Origin of the sequence: Kribbella lupini, from assembly GCF_039529595.1 — a bacterium.
GTDB classification, from domain to species: Bacteria; Actinomycetota; Actinomycetes; order Propionibacteriales; family Kribbellaceae; genus Kribbella; species Kribbella lupini.
In genome coordinates this window covers 1,509,874-1,529,605 of the sequence record NZ_BAAANC010000002.1, presented here as the reverse complement: position 1 = coordinate 1,529,605, position 19,732 = coordinate 1,509,874, and the positions used below count along the sequence as shown (strand labels likewise).

Annotated in this window: 20 protein-coding genes and 1 pseudogene; 8 read left to right on the top strand and 13 right to left on the bottom strand. The window is 67.6% G+C overall.

Going from position 1 to position 19,732, the window contains the following annotated elements; translation table 11 throughout:
* Positions 1-90 precede the first annotated feature (90 nt).
* Positions 91-750, top strand: a complete 660-nt coding sequence (locus tag ABD235_RS20640; RefSeq protein WP_344176391.1) for a VOC family protein — start codon at positions 91-93, stop codon at positions 748-750.
* Here the strand turns inward: ABD235_RS20640 and ABD235_RS20635 are convergent.
* Together ABD235_RS20635 and ABD235_RS20630 are read right to left on the bottom strand one after the other, a co-directional pair.
* Positions 728-1,300 carry a GNAT family N-acetyltransferase gene (locus ABD235_RS20635; RefSeq protein WP_344176389.1) on the bottom strand — a complete coding sequence of 191 codons (573 nt, stop codon included), beginning with the start codon at positions 1,298-1,300 and terminating at the stop codon, positions 728-730. The genes ABD235_RS20640 and ABD235_RS20635 overlap by 23 nt on opposite strands.
* Complete coding sequence (locus tag ABD235_RS20630) at positions 1,297-1,956, bottom strand: TetR/AcrR family transcriptional regulator (RefSeq protein WP_344176387.1); 660 nt, start codon at positions 1,954-1,956, stop codon at positions 1,297-1,299. The genes ABD235_RS20635 and ABD235_RS20630 overlap by 4 nt, the downstream gene beginning before the upstream one ends.
* A gap of 83 nt (positions 1,957-2,039) precedes the next feature.
* Here ABD235_RS20630 and ABD235_RS20625 point away from each other — a divergent pair, with 83 nt between their 5' ends.
* Both ABD235_RS20625 and ABD235_RS20620 read left to right on the top strand, forming a co-directional pair.
* Positions 2,040-3,470 (top strand): MFS transporter, encoded by a 1,431-nt coding sequence (locus ABD235_RS20625; protein WP_344176384.1) that lies wholly within the window; start codon positions 2,040-2,042, stop codon positions 3,468-3,470.
* Positions 3,471-3,473: 3 nt separating this feature from the next.
* Positions 3,474-4,358, top strand: a pseudogene (locus tag ABD235_RS20620) (aminoglycoside phosphotransferase family protein).
* A 10-nt stretch (positions 4,359-4,368) separates the two neighbouring features.
* Here ABD235_RS20620 and ABD235_RS20615 read toward each other — a convergent pair.
* The 4 genes from ABD235_RS20615 to ABD235_RS20600 all read right to left on the bottom strand — a co-directional run bounded on the left by ABD235_RS20615 (position 4,369) and on the right by ABD235_RS20600 (position 6,788).
* Positions 4,369-4,965 carry a class I SAM-dependent methyltransferase gene (locus ABD235_RS20615; RefSeq protein WP_344176382.1) on the bottom strand — a complete coding sequence of 199 codons (597 nt, stop codon included), beginning with the start codon at positions 4,963-4,965 and terminating at the stop codon, positions 4,369-4,371.
* A gap of 174 nt (positions 4,966-5,139) precedes the next feature.
* On the bottom strand, positions 5,140-5,430 hold the full coding sequence (locus ABD235_RS20610) for a DUF6247 family protein (RefSeq protein ID WP_344176380.1): 291 nt from the start codon (positions 5,428-5,430) through the stop codon (positions 5,140-5,142).
* Between the two features lie 9 nt (positions 5,431-5,439).
* Entirely contained in the window at positions 5,440-5,949 is a 510-nt protein-coding gene (locus ABD235_RS20605) for a GNAT family N-acetyltransferase (protein ID WP_344176378.1), read from the bottom strand.
* 41 nt (positions 5,950-5,990) lie between these two features.
* On the bottom strand, positions 5,991-6,788 hold the full coding sequence (locus ABD235_RS20600; RefSeq protein ID WP_344176377.1) for a TolB family protein: 798 nt from the start codon (positions 6,786-6,788) through the stop codon (positions 5,991-5,993).
* Between the two features lie 90 nt (positions 6,789-6,878).
* Here ABD235_RS20600 and ABD235_RS20595 point away from each other — a divergent pair, with 90 nt between their 5' ends.
* Positions 6,879-7,181: a hypothetical protein gene (locus tag ABD235_RS20595; protein WP_344176375.1), complete on the top strand. Its 303-nt coding sequence runs from the start codon at positions 6,879-6,881 to the stop codon at positions 7,179-7,181.
* Here the strand turns inward: ABD235_RS20595 and ABD235_RS20590 are convergent.
* Positions 7,171-8,025 (bottom strand): GIY-YIG nuclease family protein, encoded by an 855-nt coding sequence (locus ABD235_RS20590; RefSeq protein WP_344176373.1) that lies wholly within the window; start codon positions 8,023-8,025, stop codon positions 7,171-7,173. The two genes, ABD235_RS20595 and ABD235_RS20590, sit on opposite strands and share 11 nt — an antisense overlap.
* Complete coding sequence (locus ABD235_RS20585) at positions 8,016-8,534, bottom strand: nucleoside/nucleotide kinase family protein (protein WP_344176372.1); 519 nt, start codon at positions 8,532-8,534, stop codon at positions 8,016-8,018. Before ABD235_RS20585 ends, ABD235_RS20590 begins: the two co-directional genes overlap by 10 nt.
* Before the next feature lie 360 nt (positions 8,535-8,894).
* Here ABD235_RS20585 and ABD235_RS20580 point away from each other — a divergent pair, with 360 nt between their 5' ends.
* The gene (locus ABD235_RS20580; RefSeq protein ID WP_344176370.1) at positions 8,895-9,743 is read left to right on the top strand and encodes a carbon-nitrogen hydrolase family protein; all 849 of its coding nucleotides are present in this window, start codon (positions 8,895-8,897) and stop codon (positions 9,741-9,743) included.
* 174 nt (positions 9,744-9,917) lie between these two features.
* Here ABD235_RS20580 and ABD235_RS20575 read toward each other — a convergent pair whose 3' ends face one another.
* The 4 genes from ABD235_RS20575 to ABD235_RS20560 all read right to left on the bottom strand — a co-directional run bounded on the left by ABD235_RS20575 (position 9,918) and on the right by ABD235_RS20560 (position 13,990).
* Positions 9,918-11,048 carry a hypothetical protein gene (locus ABD235_RS20575; protein ID WP_344176368.1) on the bottom strand — a complete coding sequence of 377 codons (1,131 nt, stop codon included), beginning with the start codon at positions 11,046-11,048 and terminating at the stop codon, positions 9,918-9,920.
* Positions 11,045-12,004: a hypothetical protein gene (locus ABD235_RS20570; RefSeq protein ID WP_344176366.1), complete on the bottom strand. Its 960-nt coding sequence runs from the start codon at positions 12,002-12,004 to the stop codon at positions 11,045-11,047. The genes ABD235_RS20575 and ABD235_RS20570 overlap by 4 nt, the downstream gene beginning before the upstream one ends.
* Before the next feature lie 353 nt (positions 12,005-12,357).
* Positions 12,358-12,777, bottom strand: coding sequence for a GNAT family N-acetyltransferase (locus ABD235_RS20565; RefSeq protein WP_344176364.1), 420 nt, complete (start codon positions 12,775-12,777; stop codon positions 12,358-12,360).
* 193 nt (positions 12,778-12,970) lie between these two features.
* Entirely contained in the window at positions 12,971-13,990 is a 1,020-nt protein-coding gene (locus ABD235_RS20560; RefSeq protein WP_344176362.1) for a hypothetical protein, read from the bottom strand.
* Between the two features lie 548 nt (positions 13,991-14,538).
* On the opposite strand from ABD235_RS20560, the gene ABD235_RS20555 reads away from it, so the two are divergent.
* Complete coding sequence (locus tag ABD235_RS20555) at positions 14,539-14,847, top strand: hypothetical protein (protein ID WP_344176361.1); 309 nt, start codon at positions 14,539-14,541, stop codon at positions 14,845-14,847.
* A gap of 40 nt (positions 14,848-14,887) precedes the next feature.
* Here ABD235_RS20555 and ABD235_RS20550 read toward each other — a convergent pair whose 3' ends face one another.
* Positions 14,888-17,011 carry an MMPL family transporter gene (locus ABD235_RS20550; protein ID WP_344176359.1) on the bottom strand — a complete coding sequence of 708 codons (2,124 nt, stop codon included), beginning with the start codon at positions 17,009-17,011 and terminating at the stop codon, positions 14,888-14,890.
* Positions 17,012-17,165: 154 nt separating this feature from the next.
* On the opposite strand from ABD235_RS20550, the gene ABD235_RS20545 reads away from it, so the two are divergent.
* Positions 17,166-18,299 carry a sensor histidine kinase gene (locus ABD235_RS20545; RefSeq protein ID WP_344176357.1) on the top strand — a complete coding sequence of 378 codons (1,134 nt, stop codon included), beginning with the start codon at positions 17,166-17,168 and terminating at the stop codon, positions 18,297-18,299.
* A 73-nt stretch (positions 18,300-18,372) separates the two neighbouring features.
* Positions 18,373-19,020: a response regulator gene (locus ABD235_RS20540; protein ID WP_344176355.1), complete on the top strand. Its 648-nt coding sequence runs from the start codon at positions 18,373-18,375 to the stop codon at positions 19,018-19,020.
* Positions 19,021-19,732 lie beyond the last annotated feature (712 nt).

Sequence of the window (19,732 nt, the reverse complement as noted above, 5' to 3'; positions counted from 1 at the left end):
CTCTTCGGAGCGTAGGCCCCCGGCCCACTCGGTGTCGCCCGACCGGCCGGGGACTCGTCAAGCCGTACACTGTACGGTACGGTGTGCGACATGAGTGTCCGGACGATTCCGCTCCTGCCCTGCCGCGACCTCGACGACGTGCTGCCGTTCTACGAGGCACTCGACTTCCGGCTGACCTACCGCCAGGACCGCCCGTACCCGTGCCTGGGCGTGACCCGCGACGACGGCTTCGACCTGCAGTTCTTCGGCCTGCCCGGGTACGACGTGGAGAACTCTCTGTTCAGCGTGATCGTCGCCGTCCCCGACACCCAGGCCCTGTACGACGAGTTCGCGGCCGGCCTGCGTACGGCGTACGGGAAGCTGCCGATCGCCGGGCTGCCGCGGATCACCCGGCCACGCCGCAAGCAGGGCGCGGGTGCGGGCTTCTCCGTCATCGACCCGGCCGGGAACTGGTTGCGGATCAGCGCGGTCACCGAGGAGGCCGAGACCGGCGACCGGTTCGAGCGCGCGCTGCTGAACGCCGCACGCCAGGCCGACACGCGCGGCGAGGAGGCGGCGGGGATCCGCATCCTCGAGACGGCGCTTCACCGGCATGCCGACGCCACGGACGAGGAGCGCCTGCCGGTGCTGCTCTACCTGGCCGAGCTGCTGATCCGCACCGGCGGCCCGGCGGCCGCCGTACTCGAACAGCTTGAGGCAGCCGGGTTCGCCGACCAGACGGCGGAGCTCAAAGAGCAGCTGAGCGATTAGCCCCGGGCCAAGGCCCGGGCGGCGGCCCATCGGCGTCCGGGCGCTCTTCCTGCTCTGTCTTATAGGGGCGCAGGCCGCGGGCTTTGTAGTTGGCGAGTGCGTGGGGGCCGTCGAGCGTGTTGGTGTGCAGCCAGACGCGGGTGACCTCGCTGAGCTCCGGGTGCCGCTCCGGAAAGGTCCACGCCTGCTGCAGCCCCACGGTGAGCAGGTGCCCGCCGATGCCCCGGCCGATGAAGCTGGGGAGGAGCCCGAAGTTCTCCACCTCGACCTCGGTGCCCTCGCCCTTCAGGGCGATGTAGCCGGCCGGTACGCCGCCGGCGTACGCGACCCAGGTCTCGAAGGCCGGTCTGGTCAGGTGCCCGATCCAGCGGGCCCAGTCCCACTTGAGCTTCTCGGTCCAGTGCCAGTCGCCGCCGACCGAGCTGTAGAAGTAGCGGGCGAACTCGGGGGAGACCTCTTCCACACGACGGATCTCGGCCGTGCTGTCCTTGGCCGGGCGGACGTCGTACGGGCTGGTCTGCTCGAGGTACGTCAGGATGCTGGTGGTCATGCGTCGCGGACGCCTCGGATGCCGGCGACGACCAGGTCGACGCCGAGGGCGTAGTACTGGTCGGTGGAGGTCGGGCAGATCAGCGTGTCCGCGGCGCTGGTGATCAGCGGGTAGCGCTTCGGGTCGAGAGCGCCGAGGGCGGCGCGCTTGAGCCGCAGGCCCTGCTCGCGGGCGGCCGGCTCGGGGTTCTCGCCGGCGCCGGGCTCGGTGGTGACCAGGGTGATCAGCGAGCAGATCGACTGCCGGCCGACCTCGGCGGCGTAGTCGGTGTCGAAGCCACCCTCGACCAGCAGCTCCATCGTCCGCTCGGCCATCTCCAGACCGGGCTCGGCGACCAGGATCCGCGTCAGCGTCAGCCCGGCCACCCGCGGGTGCGGCCGCAGTGCGTCGACGAACGCGGTCAGCATCTGGTGCAACCGTCGGTCCCACGGCTGGTCCGACGGCGCCGGCAGTTCGATGTCGGCCAGCAGCCGGTCGCCGAGCGCGTTGAGCAGGTCGTTCTTGTCGGCGAAGTGCCGGTAGAGCGCCATCGGCGTCACCTCGTGCAGCTGCGCGAGCCGCCGCAGGGTGACCGCGTCCAGGCCCTCGGTGTCGGCGAGCTCCAGCGCGCTGTCGACGACCTGAGTGGGGTCGAGGCGCTTCGTGAGGGTGGGCATGTTGACAAGTTTACACCGTAGACCTAGCGTGTACGACGTCAGCTTACAGCGTATACCTACGACGTAGACCTTGCGAGGTAGTTGTGAAGCAACGCAGTCCCTGGGCCACCCTGGCGGTGCTGGCCCTGGCGCAGTTCATCGTGGTGCTGGACGTGACGATCGTGAATGTCGCGCTGCCCGACATCCAGGCCGACCTCGGCTTCTCGGCCGAGACGCTGCAGTGGGTGATCAGCGCGTACACCCTGCTCTTCGGTGGCTTCCTGCTGCTCGGCGGCCGGATGGCCGACCTGCTCGGTCCCCGACGGGTTTTCATCGCCGGGCTGCTGCTGTTCGGCGTCACCTCGCTGATCGGTGGGCTGGCCACGACGCCGGAGTTCCTGATCGGGGCCCGCGCGATCCAAGGACTCGGCGGCGCGCTGCTCTCGCCGGCCGCGCTGGCGATCCTCACCATGACCTTCGCGCACGGTCGCGAACGCAACATCGCGATGGGCGTCTGGGGCGGCCTGGCCGGACTCGGCGGGACGCTCGGCGTCGTGGCCGGCGGCGTACTGGTCGACTCGCTCAGCTGGCAGTGGGTGTTCTTCGTCAACGTGCCGATCGTGCTGGCGCTGGTCGCGCTGATCCCGATCTTCGTGCCGGACATGCGTCACAACGAGGACCGGCCGCGCGGCTTCGACACCGCGGGCGCCGTACTGGGCACGGGTGGTCTGCTGGCGATCGTGTACGCCGTGGTCCGGGCCGAGCCCCGCGGTTGGGGATCCTTCGAGGTCCTCGGATTCCTCATCGGCGGGGTGCTGCTCCTGGGCGCCTTCGTCCTGGTCGAGTCCCGCTCGAAGGCGCCGCTGGTGCCGCTGCGGTTGTTCCGGTCGCGGGCGCTGAGCGTCTCCAGCGTTTCGCTGGCGCTGAACGGCGCGGGCTTCCTGTCGATGTTCTTCCTGACGGCGATCTACCTGCAGCAGGTCCTCGGCGACTCTGCTTTGCAGGCGGGCGTGCACTTCCTCCCGATGGGCTTCGCCGCCGTACTCGGAGCGGTCGCCGCGTCGCAGCTGGTCCAGAAGGTCGGCACCCGGACCGTCCAGCTCGGTGGTTCGGTACTTAGCCTGGCCGCGCTGGTCCTGCTGTCCCGTGCGGACGCCGGCGGCTCGTACGCCGCTGAGCTGCTGCCCGGCTTCATCCTCTTCGGGCTCGGCATCATCGGCGTCGGAGTACCGGCGCAGATCGCGGCGGTCTCCGAGGTCGAGCACCACGAAGCCGGCGCGGCCTCCGGTGCGGTCACCACGATGTACCAGGTGGGTGGCGCGCTCGGGCTGGCCATCGTCACCACGCTGTCCATCACCCGTACGACGGACGCTCTGGCCACCGGTGTCGCCCAGCAGCAGGCGCTCGTCGAGGGTTTCCAGCGCGGGATGCTGATCGCCGCCTTCTTCGCGGTCGCGAACGTGCTCGTCACGATGGTCACCCCGCAGATCCAGCCCACCGCCGAGCAACTGACGGAGGCCGCGGCCGCCGCATAGGTTGTGCGGGTGATTCCCGCCGCTTTCGCCGAGCAGACCATCGCCCGAGAGGGTGCTCCCGGCCGGACCTGGATCGAACAGCTCCCCGGCCTCACCGAGCACCACCTCGGGCGATGGCGCTGTACGCCGACCGGCCCGGCGGTGCACGGTCAGGTGGCGCTGATCGTGCCCGCCGTACGGGACGGTGAGGCTGTCGTCCTGAAGCTCTCGTTCCCGCATCCGGGCAACCGCTTCGAATCGACAGCCCTGTGCGTCTGGTCAGGTGTTGGGGCGGTTCGTTTGCTCGAGCGGGACGATGCGGACTTCGCCCTGCTGCTGGAACGGGTCTCCGGCCAGACGTTGTCCTCGGCAACCGAAGATCCGTGGACGGTCGCGGGTGGGTTGGCGCGGCGGCTCGCCGTACCGGCTCCTGCCGGGATCCCGCGCCTGACCTCCACGCTGCCTGGTTGGTCGCGGCAACTGCTTGCCTAGAGCAAGCACCTGGGCCATCCGCTGCCGGCTCGCCTGATCGACGCCGCGCTGGAGACGATTGTGGCCTTTGGGGATGACACGACCGACACGATGCTGCACGGCGACCTGCACTTCGCCAACATTCTGCGCGCCGAGCGTGAACCCTGGCTCGTCATCGACCCCAAGGGCCTGGCCGGCAGCGCCGCCTTCGACGCGGCGACGATCGTTCGCGACCGGATCGACGAGATCGCCGACGATCTGTCCGGCGGCGTGCTCCGCCGCCTCGCGACGTACAGCGAAGCCGCCGAGGTCGACCTCGACCTGTCCCGCCGCGCGACCCAGGCCCGAGCCGTCAGCTCGGCTTTGTGGGAACGCCTCCACCGCCAGCCGCGTTTGGGCATCGACCTGGCCGATCAGCTGGCCGAGCTGCTCGTGTGACCCTCGCCGATCAGCTGGCGGAGCTGCTGGTGTGACCCTTGACGATCAGCGCCCGCCCCGCGGTCCGCGTCGGCGGCTGCCAGGTCTTGCTCACGACGTCCTCGAACCCTCGTGCCGCGACTTCATCGGCGAGTCCTTCCGGCGCCCACCGCTCGTGCACCGAGATCAGCACCCGCCCACCCGGCTTCAGGATCCTCTTGATCTCGGCCAGCCCCGCCGCCCGATCCGGCCACAGCTGCACGTTGTTCACCGACAGCACCACACTCGCCGACCGATCCGGCCGATGCGTGTCCGCCGCCTCCCCGTGGATCAGCTCGACCTTCCCGCTCTCCACCAGCTCCCGCAACCGCCGCTTCGCCACCAGCAGCATCTCCTTCGAGGGATCCACCCCCACCACCACCCCGGCGTACCGAGCAGCCGCCCGCAACCCGATCCCAGGCCCCGGCCCCAGCACGACCACCTGCTCCTTCCCATGCAGCCCCGCCATCTCCACGAGATACTTCTCGGTCGCCCCGTTGGCCCGAGCCATCACCCACCCACCAGCCCGCCCGACCGCCCCCTCCGGCCGAGCAAACGCCTTCATCAGCACCTCGTCCAAGACACCCATGCCCCCAATAACACCACGCACTGTCATCGGGAACAGCTCATCCCACCCATGTCACGTCGAAGATCCGGAGCAGCTCCCGATCGTCGTCGAGATAGAACGAAAGCAACCCAAAGGCCTCCGTCGGGAGTCCGTGGAGCTGAGCAAGTGCGGTCGCGTGGAACTCCACGCGATAGGTCACGGCCGGTCAGGCCAACCCGGTAGGACTTGGTCGGCCGGGACGAACTCCTCGTCGCGGCTCTCTCGGGCAGCGGCTGCCGCCTCGTCGAAGGCTGGGTTGCTGTAGGCGACCGCCCTCAGCTGCCACGCGTGCAGTACGTCGCGCAGCTGGCGAAACCGCCAGACCTCGTGTGCCGCGTCCAGCGCCTGGTGGTACTCGGTCAGGAACTGCTCGTGCCACCGCTGCGGCAGCACACGTAGGATCTCCGCGGGGTCGTCCCCGGGGCCCTGAACCGGCTGCGCAGTCATGTCCTCAGATTAACCGCTCGCCGATCCCCCGCGCTGCAGCTCGTCCACAGGCCCTGCCGCGCGCACGAAGCTGTAGGCGGGTTTGCCGTTCAGCTCCATCTCGCCGGTACGCAGGAAACCGACCCGGGCCAGGACCTTCTGAGACGCCACGTTGTCCGCGGTCGTGCGCGCGGTGATCTGCCTCAGCCCGTACGGCGTACCGAGCACCTCGCGCACCCCCCACGTCGCCAGCCCGCGCCCGGCGGCCGACTCCGCGATCCGGTAGCCGAGCTCGGCGGTGCCGTCGACGATCTTCACCAGGTTCACCCGGCCGACGATCCGGCCGTCGTCGACCAGGACGTGGAAGTGGTCGGTCCCGGCCTCCTGGTACGCCAGCAGCTCCGCGTGCCGCTGGGGGAACTCGGCGAAGTACGCGTCGCCCCGATCAGGGATCACCCGCGCGAAGTACTCCCGGTTCTCCAGCTCGAACCGCAGCAACGCGTCCGCGTGCTCGGCCGTCACCCGCTCCACCGTCACCATGCGGCGAACCTACAACTCGGCGTACGCCGTCCGCGAAGGAGTTATCGGACCGGGTACGCGACGTACGCGAAGGACCTGCTGTCCGGCGACCAGCTCGGCACGTTCATCGTGCCCTGCCCACCGAACACCGTCGCGATCTCCCGGATCTCCCCGCCCTCGAGCAACCGCACCCGCACGTCATCGACGTCGGCTGGATGCCCGACCGTCCCCGGCGGGAAACTCACGTACGCGACCGCCGATCCGTCCGGCGCCGGGTGCGGAAACCAGTTCACCCGCTCGTCGTGCGTCAACTGCTCGATCACGCCGCCGGCCGTTCGGAACAGCTGCGCATTCGCCGAAGCCCGCTCGGAGTTGAAGTAGATCCATTCCCCGTCCGGCCCGAACTCCGCGCCGTCGTCCGCGAACTCGTCGTTGGTCACCGGTACGTCGTCCCCGCCGGCCGCCGGAATCGTCCACACGTTGGTGTTCCGCGCGCTGTCCATCCCGATGTAGGCCAGCTGCGAACCGTCCGGCGAAATCCCGTGCAGGTAATACCGAAACCCCTCGCCCCGATCGTTGCTCACCCGCCGGGCCACTCCCGCGGTCACGGCGTACAAATGCCCGTCCTCCGCCGAAACGTAAACCGTCGCCCCGTCCGGACTCACCACGTGGTCGTTGTTGATCGCCGGCACACCCCCGAGCGGAATCTCCTCCAACTCCCCACCCGCGACCGGCAGCCGGAACAACACCCCGTCCCCGTTGAGAATCAGCCATTTCCCGTCCGGCGACCAGTTCGGCGCCTCCACCAGCACCTCCTCGGAGGCAAAGACGAGCCGACTCACCCCCGTCCGCACATCCACCACGTGAACCTCAGCCGTCTGCCCCGCTCCAAGTCGCCGCGCCATACCCAAAACCTACCTGCCACTCCCGCAGCGCTTAGGCTCGATCCCGTGAAGGACCGCACGCAGATCTGGCACCTCAAGCGCGGCGACGAACTGGTCGCCGACCTGGTCGTCGTCGGCGCCGACTACCCCTGGCTCCAGGCGCACGTCGAACCCACTCCAGCCTTCGACGAGGTCAAACAGCTCTTCGAAGAACTGGAAACCACCGAGGAAGCCTGGGCCGCCGCCTCCGCCCAGATCCGCGCCACCCTCACCCTGGAGTCACCCGACGGCACCCCCGTCACCGAGTACCTCCTCTACATCGACGGCGAATCCGCCTGGTGGCGCTGGACCGAACCCCTCAGCCCCTGATCACCGGCGCGATCTCCTCGCACACCAGCCGCCGATAGGTCTCCACCTCAAGCACTCGCCCCCGTACGCCGTGCCGCAGCCGCCGCTCCCGTACCAGCTTCGGCCCACCCGCGAAGAACCGCAGCGCCGCCTCCCGGTCCCGCCGCAGCGCCGGCATCATGAACGCCGGCCGGCCGCTCGCACCCAGCAACAACTCGTCGACCAGCTTGCCCCGGGCCCCACTCAGAAACCCGTGCAACGCCGGCCGAATCCCCTCGTCGATCACCACCGAGAACTGCTCCGGCGCCGACCGTGTAATTGCCCCCGGCATCAACTGGCCAACCCCACCGCTTGCCCACAGCAACCGAAGCAACGCCGTGTACCCATCGCTGCAAGCGATCCCCAGCGACGACGCCACTCCCTTCCCCAGATGCGGAAAGCACCCATAAGCCCGTCCGTCCGACGGAACCGCAGTCTCCAACCCGAACCGCAGCACCCCCGCGGCCCCCTCCCGCACCACCACGTAAGGAATCCGAGCATCCTGCCCCACCGCCGCGACCCCACGCACCCCGGTGTTCGCGTTGTACGGCGGCCGCAGCGCGAAGATCAACTCCGACTCCCGCCAGGCCGCCGCCTCCTCGGAAGCAGCGACCTCCCAGACCACCCGCCGTACCAGGTCATACCTCTTCGCCAACCCCACCCGAGGCCCCTTCGCCGCCGCGTGCTGCGCCAACCGCTGCCGAAGGTTCCCCGCCTTCCCCACGTAGAGAACCTCACCCGAAGCACCCAAGAACAGATAGACCCCCGCTCCACCAGGCGCCTCGGCCGCAGCCTCCCGCAGCACGCCAGGCACAGCTAGATCCATCCCGCCTTGGTCAATGCCTCGACTGCGATCTCCGCCAGCGGCCGCCCACTCGTCTCCACCACGAAGTCCGCAGGCCCCGACACCTCGAGACTCTCCGCCAACTCGAGAGACCGCCGTACCAGCACGTCGTACGACGACCCGACCTCCCGCCGCCGTACCCGCTCCGTCAGCACCCCCGCCGACGCCACCAACCGGCACACCTGGATCTCGGCCCCCGGAATCGCTTCCCGGTACGCCGCCAGGTCCGCCTCCGCCTCGACCACCCGCGCGATGACCGCCCGATCGACCCCGCTCGCGGCGTAGTTGGCCCACACCGACGCGAGGTTCCGCAGCGCCATCCGCTCGTTGTACGGATCACCTTCGCCGTACGGCCAACTGATGCCGAAGGCATCGAGATCGATCACCGCGTGCGCGATGTCGCGGTCGATCAACTGGTCGAACATCTCGTGCGCGACGGAGCTCTTCCCGACGCCCACCGGGCCGCTCACGATCAGCACCGGCACACTCATCCCGATCTCCGTCCTCCGTCGACGCCGCGACCCTACCGAGCCACGCCGACACCCGCATGCTGTTTGACGCCCCCGCCCGGCCTCGGTCAAGATGGAGGTCCGGCGCGGCCCGCGCCTCACCTTCGTCGACCGGCCCCAGCCCGGTCCTCCTCAGAAGGCAAAGGGATCCACGATCTCGGGCCGCTCGTCCTGGTCATCCGCCTCGGACGGGATCGCTGGGGGATCGCGGACGAGTGCGTGGAAGGCCAGATGACAGCGCACAGGAACTTCAAGCGACGGGTCCGCGCCCGCGCCGCCAAAACGGGCGAGTCCTACACGGCTGCCCTCCGGCACTTCCGTCCAGCTCCCTCAGGAGAAGACATGCCGGAAGACCCTACGTTGCGGATCGCCGTCGCCCAGTCGACCGTCCGCCAAGACCCCACTGACGCCGAGGCTCTCCGCGAGAGCGGGGCCGAAGTGCGCACCTTCATGCGCCAGGCCGCCAAGGCCGGCGCCCGCCTGGTCCACTTCGCCGAAGGCGCCCTCTGCTTCCCCAGCAAGTACGTCATGTCCGAACTCGGCCCCGACACCGTCGGCAACTCCGACTGGACCAAGGCCCAGTGGCAAGTCCTCGACGAGCAGCTCGCAAGCATCGCCGCCCTCAGCGCAGAGCTCGGCCTGTGGACCGCGATCGCCTCCCTCCACCAGCAACCCGATGCCCGCCCCCACAACTCCCTCTACGTCTTCGACGACCACGGCAAGCAAGTCACCCGGTACGACGAACGCACCCTCTCCACCACGAAGCTCAACCACATGTACACCGCAGGCACGAAGCCCGTCACCTTCGACCTCGACGGCTACCGCTTCGGCCTCGCGGTCGGCATGGACGCCCACATCCCCGAGATCTTCATCGACTACGTCCGCCAGGACGTCGACGCGGTCCTCCTCTCCTACGCCACCACCGGCCTCACCGCCGGCCAGGACGCCGTAGCCGCAGTAGCCCCCGCCACCGCCGCCATCAACCACTTCTGGCTCAGCCTCGCCGTCTCCACCAACCCCGACCTCCCCGACACAGCAGCCGGCATCCTCAATTCCTCCGGCCAATGGGCCACCCAATGCCCCCTCGACGCCACCCCGGCCCTCACCACCTACGACCTCCACAAAAACAACGCCCTCAACGAGTCAGCCCGAGCCTGGCGCCAAGCCGCCCGCTCCCGTGTGACGTCCTGACCCCGTACGCCGGCCCGAGGTCCACCCCGGGCCGGTCGTCCGGCGTAGGAGTCACTACCTTTACCAACTACGACCGCGTCCGGTACGGCGTACAGAAAGAACTTGTCGTCAACGAGCCCACCCGCGGCAGGAATCGGCCCAACCCCACACCACCTTGAACGACGTCCCACGCACCTAGTCGCGGGGGATCCAATCCGTCAGGTGCAGTGCGTCCATGGCCTCGGCCTCGCTGAGGGCGGTGTCCGGCCGGGGGATGATCCGCTGCCAGCTTTCGTCGTCGATGCGCCATTGCTGAATGAATTCGGCGCAGACCTTCGGCGAGATCGACGCCAGTTGCTCACCGGCTCTGAGCAGCGAGGCCTGGACCGATGACCAACCGCCGCCACGCCGCGCGGAAAGACGTTCGGACGTGGCCTGGATCATCGCTCGCCGGTCCTCGATGAAGAGTCGCCAGTGATCGTCGCTGGTCGCGACATCCAGCTGATCCTTCAGGTCCAACCCCGGCCTACCGCTGAACAGCGCGTAGAGACCTTCACCGAGCAGATCGCCGAACTCCTGGCACGCGGCCCGCTCAGGATCAGCGAACGGGTCGTACTCGTCCTGCCGAACTTCGCCGATCTTCGGCAGCGACCGTTCCGCGGCATGCTGGGCGAAGAAGAACCAGTCCTCGTTGTAGATATCGGGAAAGAACGAGACCGCTGTGTGCTGCGTGTTGACGCCGAGTGCGGCGCCCCCGACGAACACGTCCTGCCCGAATCCTGCAAGCCGGCGTGCGTGACAAACCACCGAGTTGTCCGGGAAATGCGTGCTCGCCATCGCCGCCACCGGATGGCGGTCGAGCAGGTTCGAGAAACGTGCGACATCGCCGAGGCTGATCTGATCGATGTCGTCGTCGACGAACAGGATCTTCTCCCAGCCCTGCAAACGGGCCAGGACCAAACCGATGTTGCGCTTCATGCTCAGATCGCTGGACCGCCCGGCACTGGCTGTTCGAAAGGCCTTCGCGGACGTCCGCGGACGAAACTCGAGCAGCTGATACCGATCGGGTACGTCGACAACGAGCGCCCGTGCATCCGGGGTGGCCTTGACCTGCTCGGCCACTTTCTGGATTCGCGCCCGCCGGCTGCACAACACCACCAACGGAACCGACAGCACCGCGGACAACTTGATGAGACGCTGCAGGTTCGGACGGGACGCCGGTACGACGATCGCGTCGAGGTGAGCGGTCGACGGCTCCGGCGAAACGGCTGACACGTCACGCAACAACGAGGCGTGCGACGCCACATGCTTGAGCGAAGCGCTCATTCTGCCGCTGCTTCAACGCTCGGCGACCACTCGTAAAGTCGGTTCGAGTCGATCTCGAGATCGGGAGAGAGTGCCTCACTGTTCAGCACCGGCACTCTCAACAGCAACGCGAACTCTCCACCAGGGAATCGGCTGGCGAGGAAAGCCTCGTTGCGTTCCCGCACGGCGTTATCGGTGAGCGCTCGGACCGCCCCCACGACACCGCGGCTGTGGATGCCGTTGCAGATCGTGAGAGTCTGACTGTGGTTGTACGGATTCCGCACCCTTGCGAGGAGCGCGACATCCTCCAGCAGTCCGCGACCTCCGTCTGCGGCGTCATCCCACACCGGCCAGTACTCGCGACCGTCAGCCCCACTGGTTCGAAAGATGTCGCCTGTTTTGAGTGCGTCGACCTCGACCTGGGACACCGGCATCTCTCGCAGCGCCTTCAGCATGCGCTTCATGACTCGGTTCCAGCCGACGCCGCCGAGAACGACAACATGGCTGGACAAATCATCGGGCACCACCTCTGAAGGCAGCCGATGTACGACGTTCGCGGTGGGGTTACACGCACGAATGTGCCCCCACAGCTCGATCAGGGCATCCAGGTCGGCGTACCGGAACATCCGGGTGTAGTTCGGATTCTTTTCGTTCGCCATTGGAGGCCGCTCGGCCAACGGCGCCTCGGGACAGATGATCGTGATCGGATCGCTGTCGAAGGTCCAGGTCGACAATCCGCTGGTCGATGATCCGCGATTCGGGGCGTAGGCCGACGTACGGAGTGCGACAAGTTCTTCGTGCAGATCCTCGAATCGGCTTCGTTCGTGCGACGTCAGCTGGTCCTCGGGGACGAGGTACCCAGGTTCGGTGCGCGATCGGTCTGAGCAGAAGAAGAGCGCGTAGGAGTGGAGTCGTTCCGCCGGCGGCGGTTTGGGGTTGGTCCGCGACTCCCATGAACTGATGGTCGCGACGGCCACCGGAGACGCTTGGCTCAGCGCGCGCGCCAGGTCCGCTTGCGTCAGTTTCGGCTCGTGTGAAGTGCGGAGGCGGCGAAGCCTCGTCGCCAGTCGCGCGGCCTCAGGTGATGGAGCCAAGATCACTCCTCGCCGTCAACGACATCGAGTGCGACGAGTCCCGAACCCAGTGGCGCAGCAGCCATTGGTCTACCCCCGAGAGATGTCGTCAAGGCGCGCTGTACTGAGCGCCGCAAGGACGGTGACGAGCGCTCGGCCACCTGGAATTATGCACCAGTTCACCGAAGCCTGAAAGGGCTGCTGCCGGAGATGAGGTGCTTCGTACTGAACCGCTTCTGCCCGGGACGGGAGTTCACCTACAGATGCTTTGCGTACTCCTCTTCGCACATGATGCGCCCGTTTGCCTTGATGGGTTGTTTGTACGGCGTTTCCTGGTAACTGAGCTTCAGGTAGAACGCTCGGGCTGCGTCGTTCTCAGTGAAAATCCAGAGTTTCAGTTGCCTGACCCCTCTCGCCACTGCGACATCCTCGACCGCGGACATCAACTGACGGCCGACCCCGCGCCGGCGTCGGCCCGGGGCGACCCACAACGCCTCGACATGCACGCCGTCGTCCGCGGCGCAGTTGAGCTTTGCCAGTCCGATTCCTGTCCCGTTGTACGTCGCCACCAGCCAGACGTTTCGGGACAGTTCCTGGTGCCAGTACTTCTCGCCGTAATCCTTCTCTGCCGCGGCGTCACCAAGAAACGCGTCGGGGGAGTCGACCAGCGCCTGCACGCGCAAGTCCTTGAGGATCTGCCAATCGCCTGATTCCAGGCGGTGGACAGATGGCCGGGATTCGTGGAACCCGTGAAGCTCTTGCACCGGGGGCCTTTCGTACGAAGCCGGGAAGCGGTGAGTCGAGGCTTCGTCCGGCGATCGCGCTATGGATGGAGGTTGGGAACAGGTCGGGTCGAGCCGGGCCGGCGGCTCAGGGGGTGGGGTCCTCGTTCGGCGACCACTCGTAGAGGCGGTTCTCGCGGATGTCCAGGTCGGGCGCGCCCGCCTTACCGTTCACGACCGGGACCCGCATCAGCATTGCGAATGATCCCTTGGGAAAACGGCTGGCGATGTATGCCGCGTTACGTTCGCGGACATCGTCATCAGTCAGCGCGAGGACCGCGCCCAGCACACCTCGGCTGTAGACGCCACTGCAGATGGTAAGAGTGCCGTGGGGTGAGTACGGATTGCGCAATCGAGCCAGGAACGCGACGTCCTCTACCAGGCGACGAGGCTTGCCGCCCCGCCACGCGTCTTCGGTCTGGTCTGCCGCGATCTGCTTCGTCCCGACGGCTGCCAGATCAGCGTTCGCCCGTTCCTTCCACACCGGACGGAACTCAGGACCACCGGGCTCGCTCGATCGGAAGATCTCGCCGTTCTTCAGGTCTGAGACCTCGACCTGCTGGATCGGGAGATCTCTCAGTTCTCGTTGCAACCGGTCGGCGACCAGGTTCCAGCCGATGCCGCCGAGTACCACGAGATGGCCCTTCATCTCGCTCGGGACGACCTCTGCTGCCAGCCAGCGCGTCACCTTCAGTTCGGGGTTGGAGGCACGGATCTGGCCCCACAGCTCGATCAGTGCGTCGAGGTCCGCGTAGCGGTAGGCCTCGGTGTAGTTGGGGTTCTCTTCCCTGGCCAGCGACGACCGGTTGGCGGCCGGAACCTCCGGGCAGATGATCGTGATCGGACCATCCTTGAAGGAAAGGATGGAACCGTCGGACGGTGAATCCGCGACGCCGCGCACCGCGTCGCGGAGGTTCAGAAGCTCCTGGTGCAGCGTCTGGAAACGCTCGCGTTCCCCCGCCGTCAGCTCCTGCTCGCCAGGGAGGTGCGGAGTGCCGTTGGCTGGCGGAGTCCGGGCAAAGAAGCGCGCGTAAGCGTGCAAACGGTCTTTCGGTGGCAGCTTGGGGTCGGTCTTCGACTCCCACGAGCTGATCGTGGCGACAGCCACCCGGGTCTCCTTGCTGAGAGCGCGCGCCAGCTCCGCCTGGGTCAGCTTCGACCCGTGCGAGGTTCGAAGGCCGCGAAGCCGCGTCGCTAGTCGTGCGGCCTCTGATGAAGGGGCCAAGATCACTCCCGAGTTGTATCGATCTTCAGGCCCGCGTCGGTAACCGTATACCTGTCTACACCCGAAGACACCTGTAACACCAGAACATCGCAGCGTGGCGCTGAAACCAGTGATGAACGGGTTCGGAACTCACGGTCCGTCGCGCGCATCCTGCGTACCGTAGCGGCAGATAACGGTTGGGTTCAAGCAAGCGCACCATATTGCAGGTGACTACACCCAGATCTACTGTAGTTACATAGAATCTACTGGCTCCGAGGTGGGGTCAGTGATTCAGTAGAGATGGCGTCACCGTCCAAGGCCGTACCGACGCTGATCCACCGGCGTTCGATGGTCCTCTGCCTGTCTCCCTCGAAGTTCGGAGGTGGTGACAAATGCTGCAACGCAGGCCCCACCGCAGTGCCTCTTACTCCGCCGTCAGCATGTGGACCCTGATGGCAGCCGACCTGATGGCTGTCATCTGGATGTACACCTTCGGGCCCTGGCTCGACCAATCGTCGCGACTCACCGCCACAGCAACCCTCGGTGGCCATCACTGGATCGTGTTGGCGTTCGCCGCCACCGGCTTCCTGATGCTCGCCGGTCTGGCGCTCCTGACCGAAGGCTTCACGAAGACCACGACCAAGCTGACCCTGGCCACCAACGCCGCCCGCGTTGTCTCGGTGGTCGCCCTGGCCGGGCTCATCGCGTTTGTGCTGGTCGCGCTGCTGGCCCGAGTCGTCTTCGGGAAGCTCCGTCCGTGACACAAGGCCCGCCCACGAAGCGTGGGCGGGCCCGACGGCATCAGCGAGCCACGACGCGCTCCCTGTGCGGCGTACTGGACTGATCGGCAGTCCGCCGCCCGAACCGCGCAGGCAGCCACCAGTTCGCATCCCCCAGCAGCTTCATCAGCGCCGGCACCAGCACCAACCGCACCACCGTCGCATCGATCAGCACAGCCGTAGCCAACCCCAGCCCAAACATCTTGGCCGTCGGATCGTCAGCCAGCGAGAAGCTCGCGAACACCGCGATCATGATCAGCGCCGCCGACGTGATCACCCGCCCGGTGGTCGCGATCCCATGGATGGTCGACGCCGTGTTGTCGCCCGTCCGCACGTACTCCTCCCGGATCCGCGAGAGCAGGAACACCTCGTAGTCCATCGACAACCCGAACACCACCGCGAACATGAACATCGGGATGAACGGCAGAATCGGCAGCGTCGTCTCCAGCCCGATCAAGTCCGCGCCCCAACCCCACTGGAACACCATCACCATCACGCCGAACGACGCGCCGATGCTGAGCAAGTTCATCAGCGCCGCCTTCAGCGGTACGACGATCGACCGGAAAACCACGGTCAGCAGTACGACGGACAGCAGGATCACCGCGCCGATGAACCACGGCAGCCGATCGTTGACCTTGGCACCGACATCCGCGAGCGTCGCCGTCTGGCCGCCGACGTGTGCCTTCGCCGGACTGCCCCGCAGCACCGACGGGAACACCTCGCCACGCAACCGTTCGACGGTCGTCATCGTGGCGCCGTCCTGCGGTCCGGTCGTCGGTACGGCGATCAGCGTCGCGACACCCGCCGCCGTGTTCACCTCCGGTGGCGCGACCGACGCGATCCCGCGATCAGCCCGTACGGCGTCGTACAGCGGCTGCACGACGCCCGCATCGCGCGACACGTCGATCGCGATCACCAGCGGACCGTTGCTCCCGGCACCGAATCCCGCGGCGACCAGGTCGTACGCCCGTCGCTCGGTCCGCTGCACGGGGAGTGCGCCGTCGTCCGGCGTACCGACGCGCAGTGCGAGCACCGGCGCGGCCAGCGCGAGCAGCAGGACGGTGGCACCCACGGCGTACGCGACGGCGTGCCTGGACACGTGCCCACCCCATCGCTGCCAACCCAACCCGGGGGCGCTGCGGACTCGTCGGACCCGCAAGCGGTTGATCCAGTGCCCGGCCAGCCCCAGGAACGCCGGCAGCAGCGTGAGCGACGCGAGCACCATCGTCAGCACGATCAGCGAGATCGCGATCCCGCCTGCGGTCATGAACGGTACGCCGGCCACGACCAGCCCGAGAATCGCGATCACCACGGTCCCACCGGCGAAGAGCACGGCCCGTCCCGCCGTCGCGACCGCCTGCCCGACCGACTCCTCGACATCCATTCCGCGAGCGAGGAACTCGCGATGCCGGGTGACGATGATCAGCGCGTAGTCGATGCCGACGCCGAGCCCGATCATGCTGCCGAGGATCGGCGCCCAGCTGGGCAGGTCGACGAGATAGGTGACCAGGGACAGCGAACTGATCGACAGCGCGAGCCCGAACACCGCCATCCCGATCGGCAGCCCCATCGCGATGATCGACCCGAACGCGAGCAGCAGCACGATCATCGCGGCGAACAGCCCGATCGCCTCGCTGAGGCCGGTCGGCCCCTCCTCGAACGCGTAGAACAGGTCGCCGCCGAGCTCGATCCGGAGCGGGGAATCCACCGCGGTCAGGGTCTTGAGCTGCTCGAGATCGCTCGGCTCGAGCTGGTCGAGCACCGGGTACTGCAGCCGGACGAGCCCCACCCGGCCGTCCGGTGAGATCACGGGGTCGCTGGCTGACAACACGTGCGGCAAGGAGGCCGCGGTCGCACGGAGCTTCGTCAACGCGGCCTGCAGCTCGGGGTCGGCGAGCGTTGCCTGTTCGTCGTACGGCGTGACGACGACCTGCGCGGTGAGCCCGGCCTGGTCCGCGCCCGCGGCCGACAGCAGATCGGTCGCGTACTGCGAGTCGACGCCCGGCGCGCCGAACGACTCCTCGAGCTTCTTGCCGAAGGCACCGGAGGCCGCGACCACGAGCGCGGCGATCACCAGCCAGGCCCCGATCACCACCCAGGGCCGGCGGGCGGCGTACCGGCCCAGCCTGTACAGGTTCGACCTCATCATGGATCCCTTCAGCCAGAGTTGGTCTCAGCCTGTGGCCGGCGGGCCGGCCACACCTCGGGCGATGAGCCGGACTTCCGTCGGCCGATCGGCCGGGTCGCGTCCCGTACTTTGAGCCGATCCGCGCGGCGTCCGGAGTCCCTACTCTGTGGACATGTCGAGAACCGCTTTCCGGTCGCTGCTGGCCGAGCCGCGAGCGCCTGACCCGCCGCAGCGGGTGTGGCGCGACTGGGTGCTCGTCGCCGGTCTGCTGATCGCGGCGGTTCTCGAGGGCGTACTTCGAACGGACGTCGTGTGGCGGCCGTTCGCGCTGGTGTTCGCACTGGCCACCGCCGGCGCGTTGCTGTGGCGTCGTACGCATCCCTTGGCGGTGGTCTCCGGCGTGTTCGGCGCGATCATCGTGGTCGACATCGTGGCTCTGTTCAGCGATCGTGCGCCGTTCGGTCTCTACGCGATGATCTGCGTGGTCCTGTTGCCGTACGCACTCGTCCGGTGGGGATCCGGCCGCGAGATCGTGGTCGGGTTCGTGTTCATCCTGGTGGCGATGGTGCTGGGAATCGTCAGCGACTTCACCGGGTACGCCGAAGCGGTCGGCGGTAGCATCTTCCTGCTGTTCCCGGCGACGCTCGCCGCCGCGGTCCGTTACCGGTGGACCGCCCGGGTCCGCGAGCGGGACCAGGTTCGACTCCGGGAGCGCGAACAGCTCGCCCGCGAACTGCACGACACCGTCGCCCATCACGTCTCGGCCATCGTCATCCGCGCGCAGGCAGGCCAGGCCGTCGCGACCGCCCGTCCCGAGGCTGCCGTCGAAGCGCTCGCCGTGATCGAGTCCGAGGGCGCCCGAACGCTCGCCGAGCTGCGCACCATGGTCGGCGTACTGCGCGACGACGGCACCGCCGCGCTCGCGCCTCAACCGGGCATCGCCGACCTGCAACGTCTCGCCGACGCTCAGCCGCGCGTCGAGCTCACGATGTCGGGCGACCTGGACGACCTCGGCCCGGCGGTCGGCGCCGCGATCTACCGCATCGCGCAGGAGTCGATCACCAACGCAACCCGGCACGCGCGCCAGGCCACGCGCATCGAGGTCGACCTTGCGTCGTACGACGAGAATGTGCGCCTCACCATCCACGACGACGGCGAGCCCACCACGATGAACCCCACCGGCTACGGCCTCCCCGGCATGACCGAACGAGCCCTGCTCCTGGGCGGCACGTTGGCCGCCGGCCCCGATCCGCACCGCGGTTGGACTGTCACCGCAGTGCTACCCCGTACGGCGGCCCGCCGATGAGCCGCGCCTGTACGGCGGACGCCCTCGCTCCCTGCGCGGCGCCTGTCCTCGCACCTCGTGCGGCGGCCCGCCGATGACCATCCGAGTCCTCGTCGCCGACGACCAGGACCTGGTCCGAACCGGCCTCGCGATGATCCTCGACGCCCAACCCGGCATCGAAGTGATCGCCCAAGCCGCCGACGGCCTCGAAGCGGTCGAGTTCGCCCGCCGCCTCCGCCCCGACGTCTGCCTCCTAGACATCAGAATGCCCGGCCTAGACGGCATCGCCGTCACCCGCGAACTAGCCGGCCCCGGCGTCCCCAACCCGATCCCCATCGTCGTGATCACCACGTTCGACCTGGACGAGTACGTCTACGGCGCCCTGAAAGCAGGAGCCCGAGGCTTCCTCCTCAAAGACGCCGGCCCTGACCTCTTAGTTCAAGCCCTCCAAGCGGCAGCCAACGGCGACGCCCTGATCGCCCCCAAAATCACCGCCCGCCTACTCACGGCCTTCGCCGCCCCCGCAACCCCGCCCCAACCCGTCGACCCCCTGACCACCCGCGAAGAAGAGGTCCTCCTAGCCGCCGCCACCGGCCGAACCAACGCGGAAATCGCCACCGACCTCCACATCAGCCTCAGCACCGTCAAAACCCACCTGACCAGCCTGATGCTCAAAATCGGCGCCCGAAACCGAGTAGAACTAGCCATCTGGACCTACGAAACCAACCGCATTCCCCGCTGACCTGGTCCTCGTCCCCCACGCGGTCTCCGCAGCCGCCTTCCGTCGCTACGCTCCTCCAGGCGTCAGCTACGCCCGCTCCCGCCCACCCTCCGGCTTTTCGCCGGCGGAAGTTGCCGGCTGGCGCCGGCATGCGGCCTGCTTGCGTAAGCGTTTCCGGCTTGCGCCGGAGCTTCCGGCTGGCGCCGTGCTCACGGGCTTATCGCCCGCGCTCTGCGCTTATCGCGCGATCGACCACCTAGTGGCGACGGCGCATAGCCTGCCTGCCTACGGGCGCGCGAATGACCAGACAGGTCGCACCACGGTCTCCACAGAGGATACCGCCCGCGCATCTGCGGCACCCTTCTCGCAACTATTCGAAGCCCAGATTCCCGCGCATCTCGGCGAGCATCTCATCGCCAGTGGCTCCAGCTTCCTCCACCACATCCAGCGCCTCCTTCAAGATCGTCGTGGTGGAGTCGCCGGAGCCACAGCCGTTGCGAGAGTGCTCGGTCTGGCTATGGCCGCCGTGATTGGGTTGTGCTTTTCGGGGATTTGACGACGTGGGTCAGCGATTTTCATCAGCACGTTGCGTCGGCGCATTATGAAATAGGTCTGCGCATTCAACGATCGCTTGAGTCAATACCACTGGAATTGCGCGACCTCTGGACCTGGCCGGGTGATCACCGTACCGTCGCTCCGGTTGGGGGGAAACACCATGAAGGACTGTCATTCC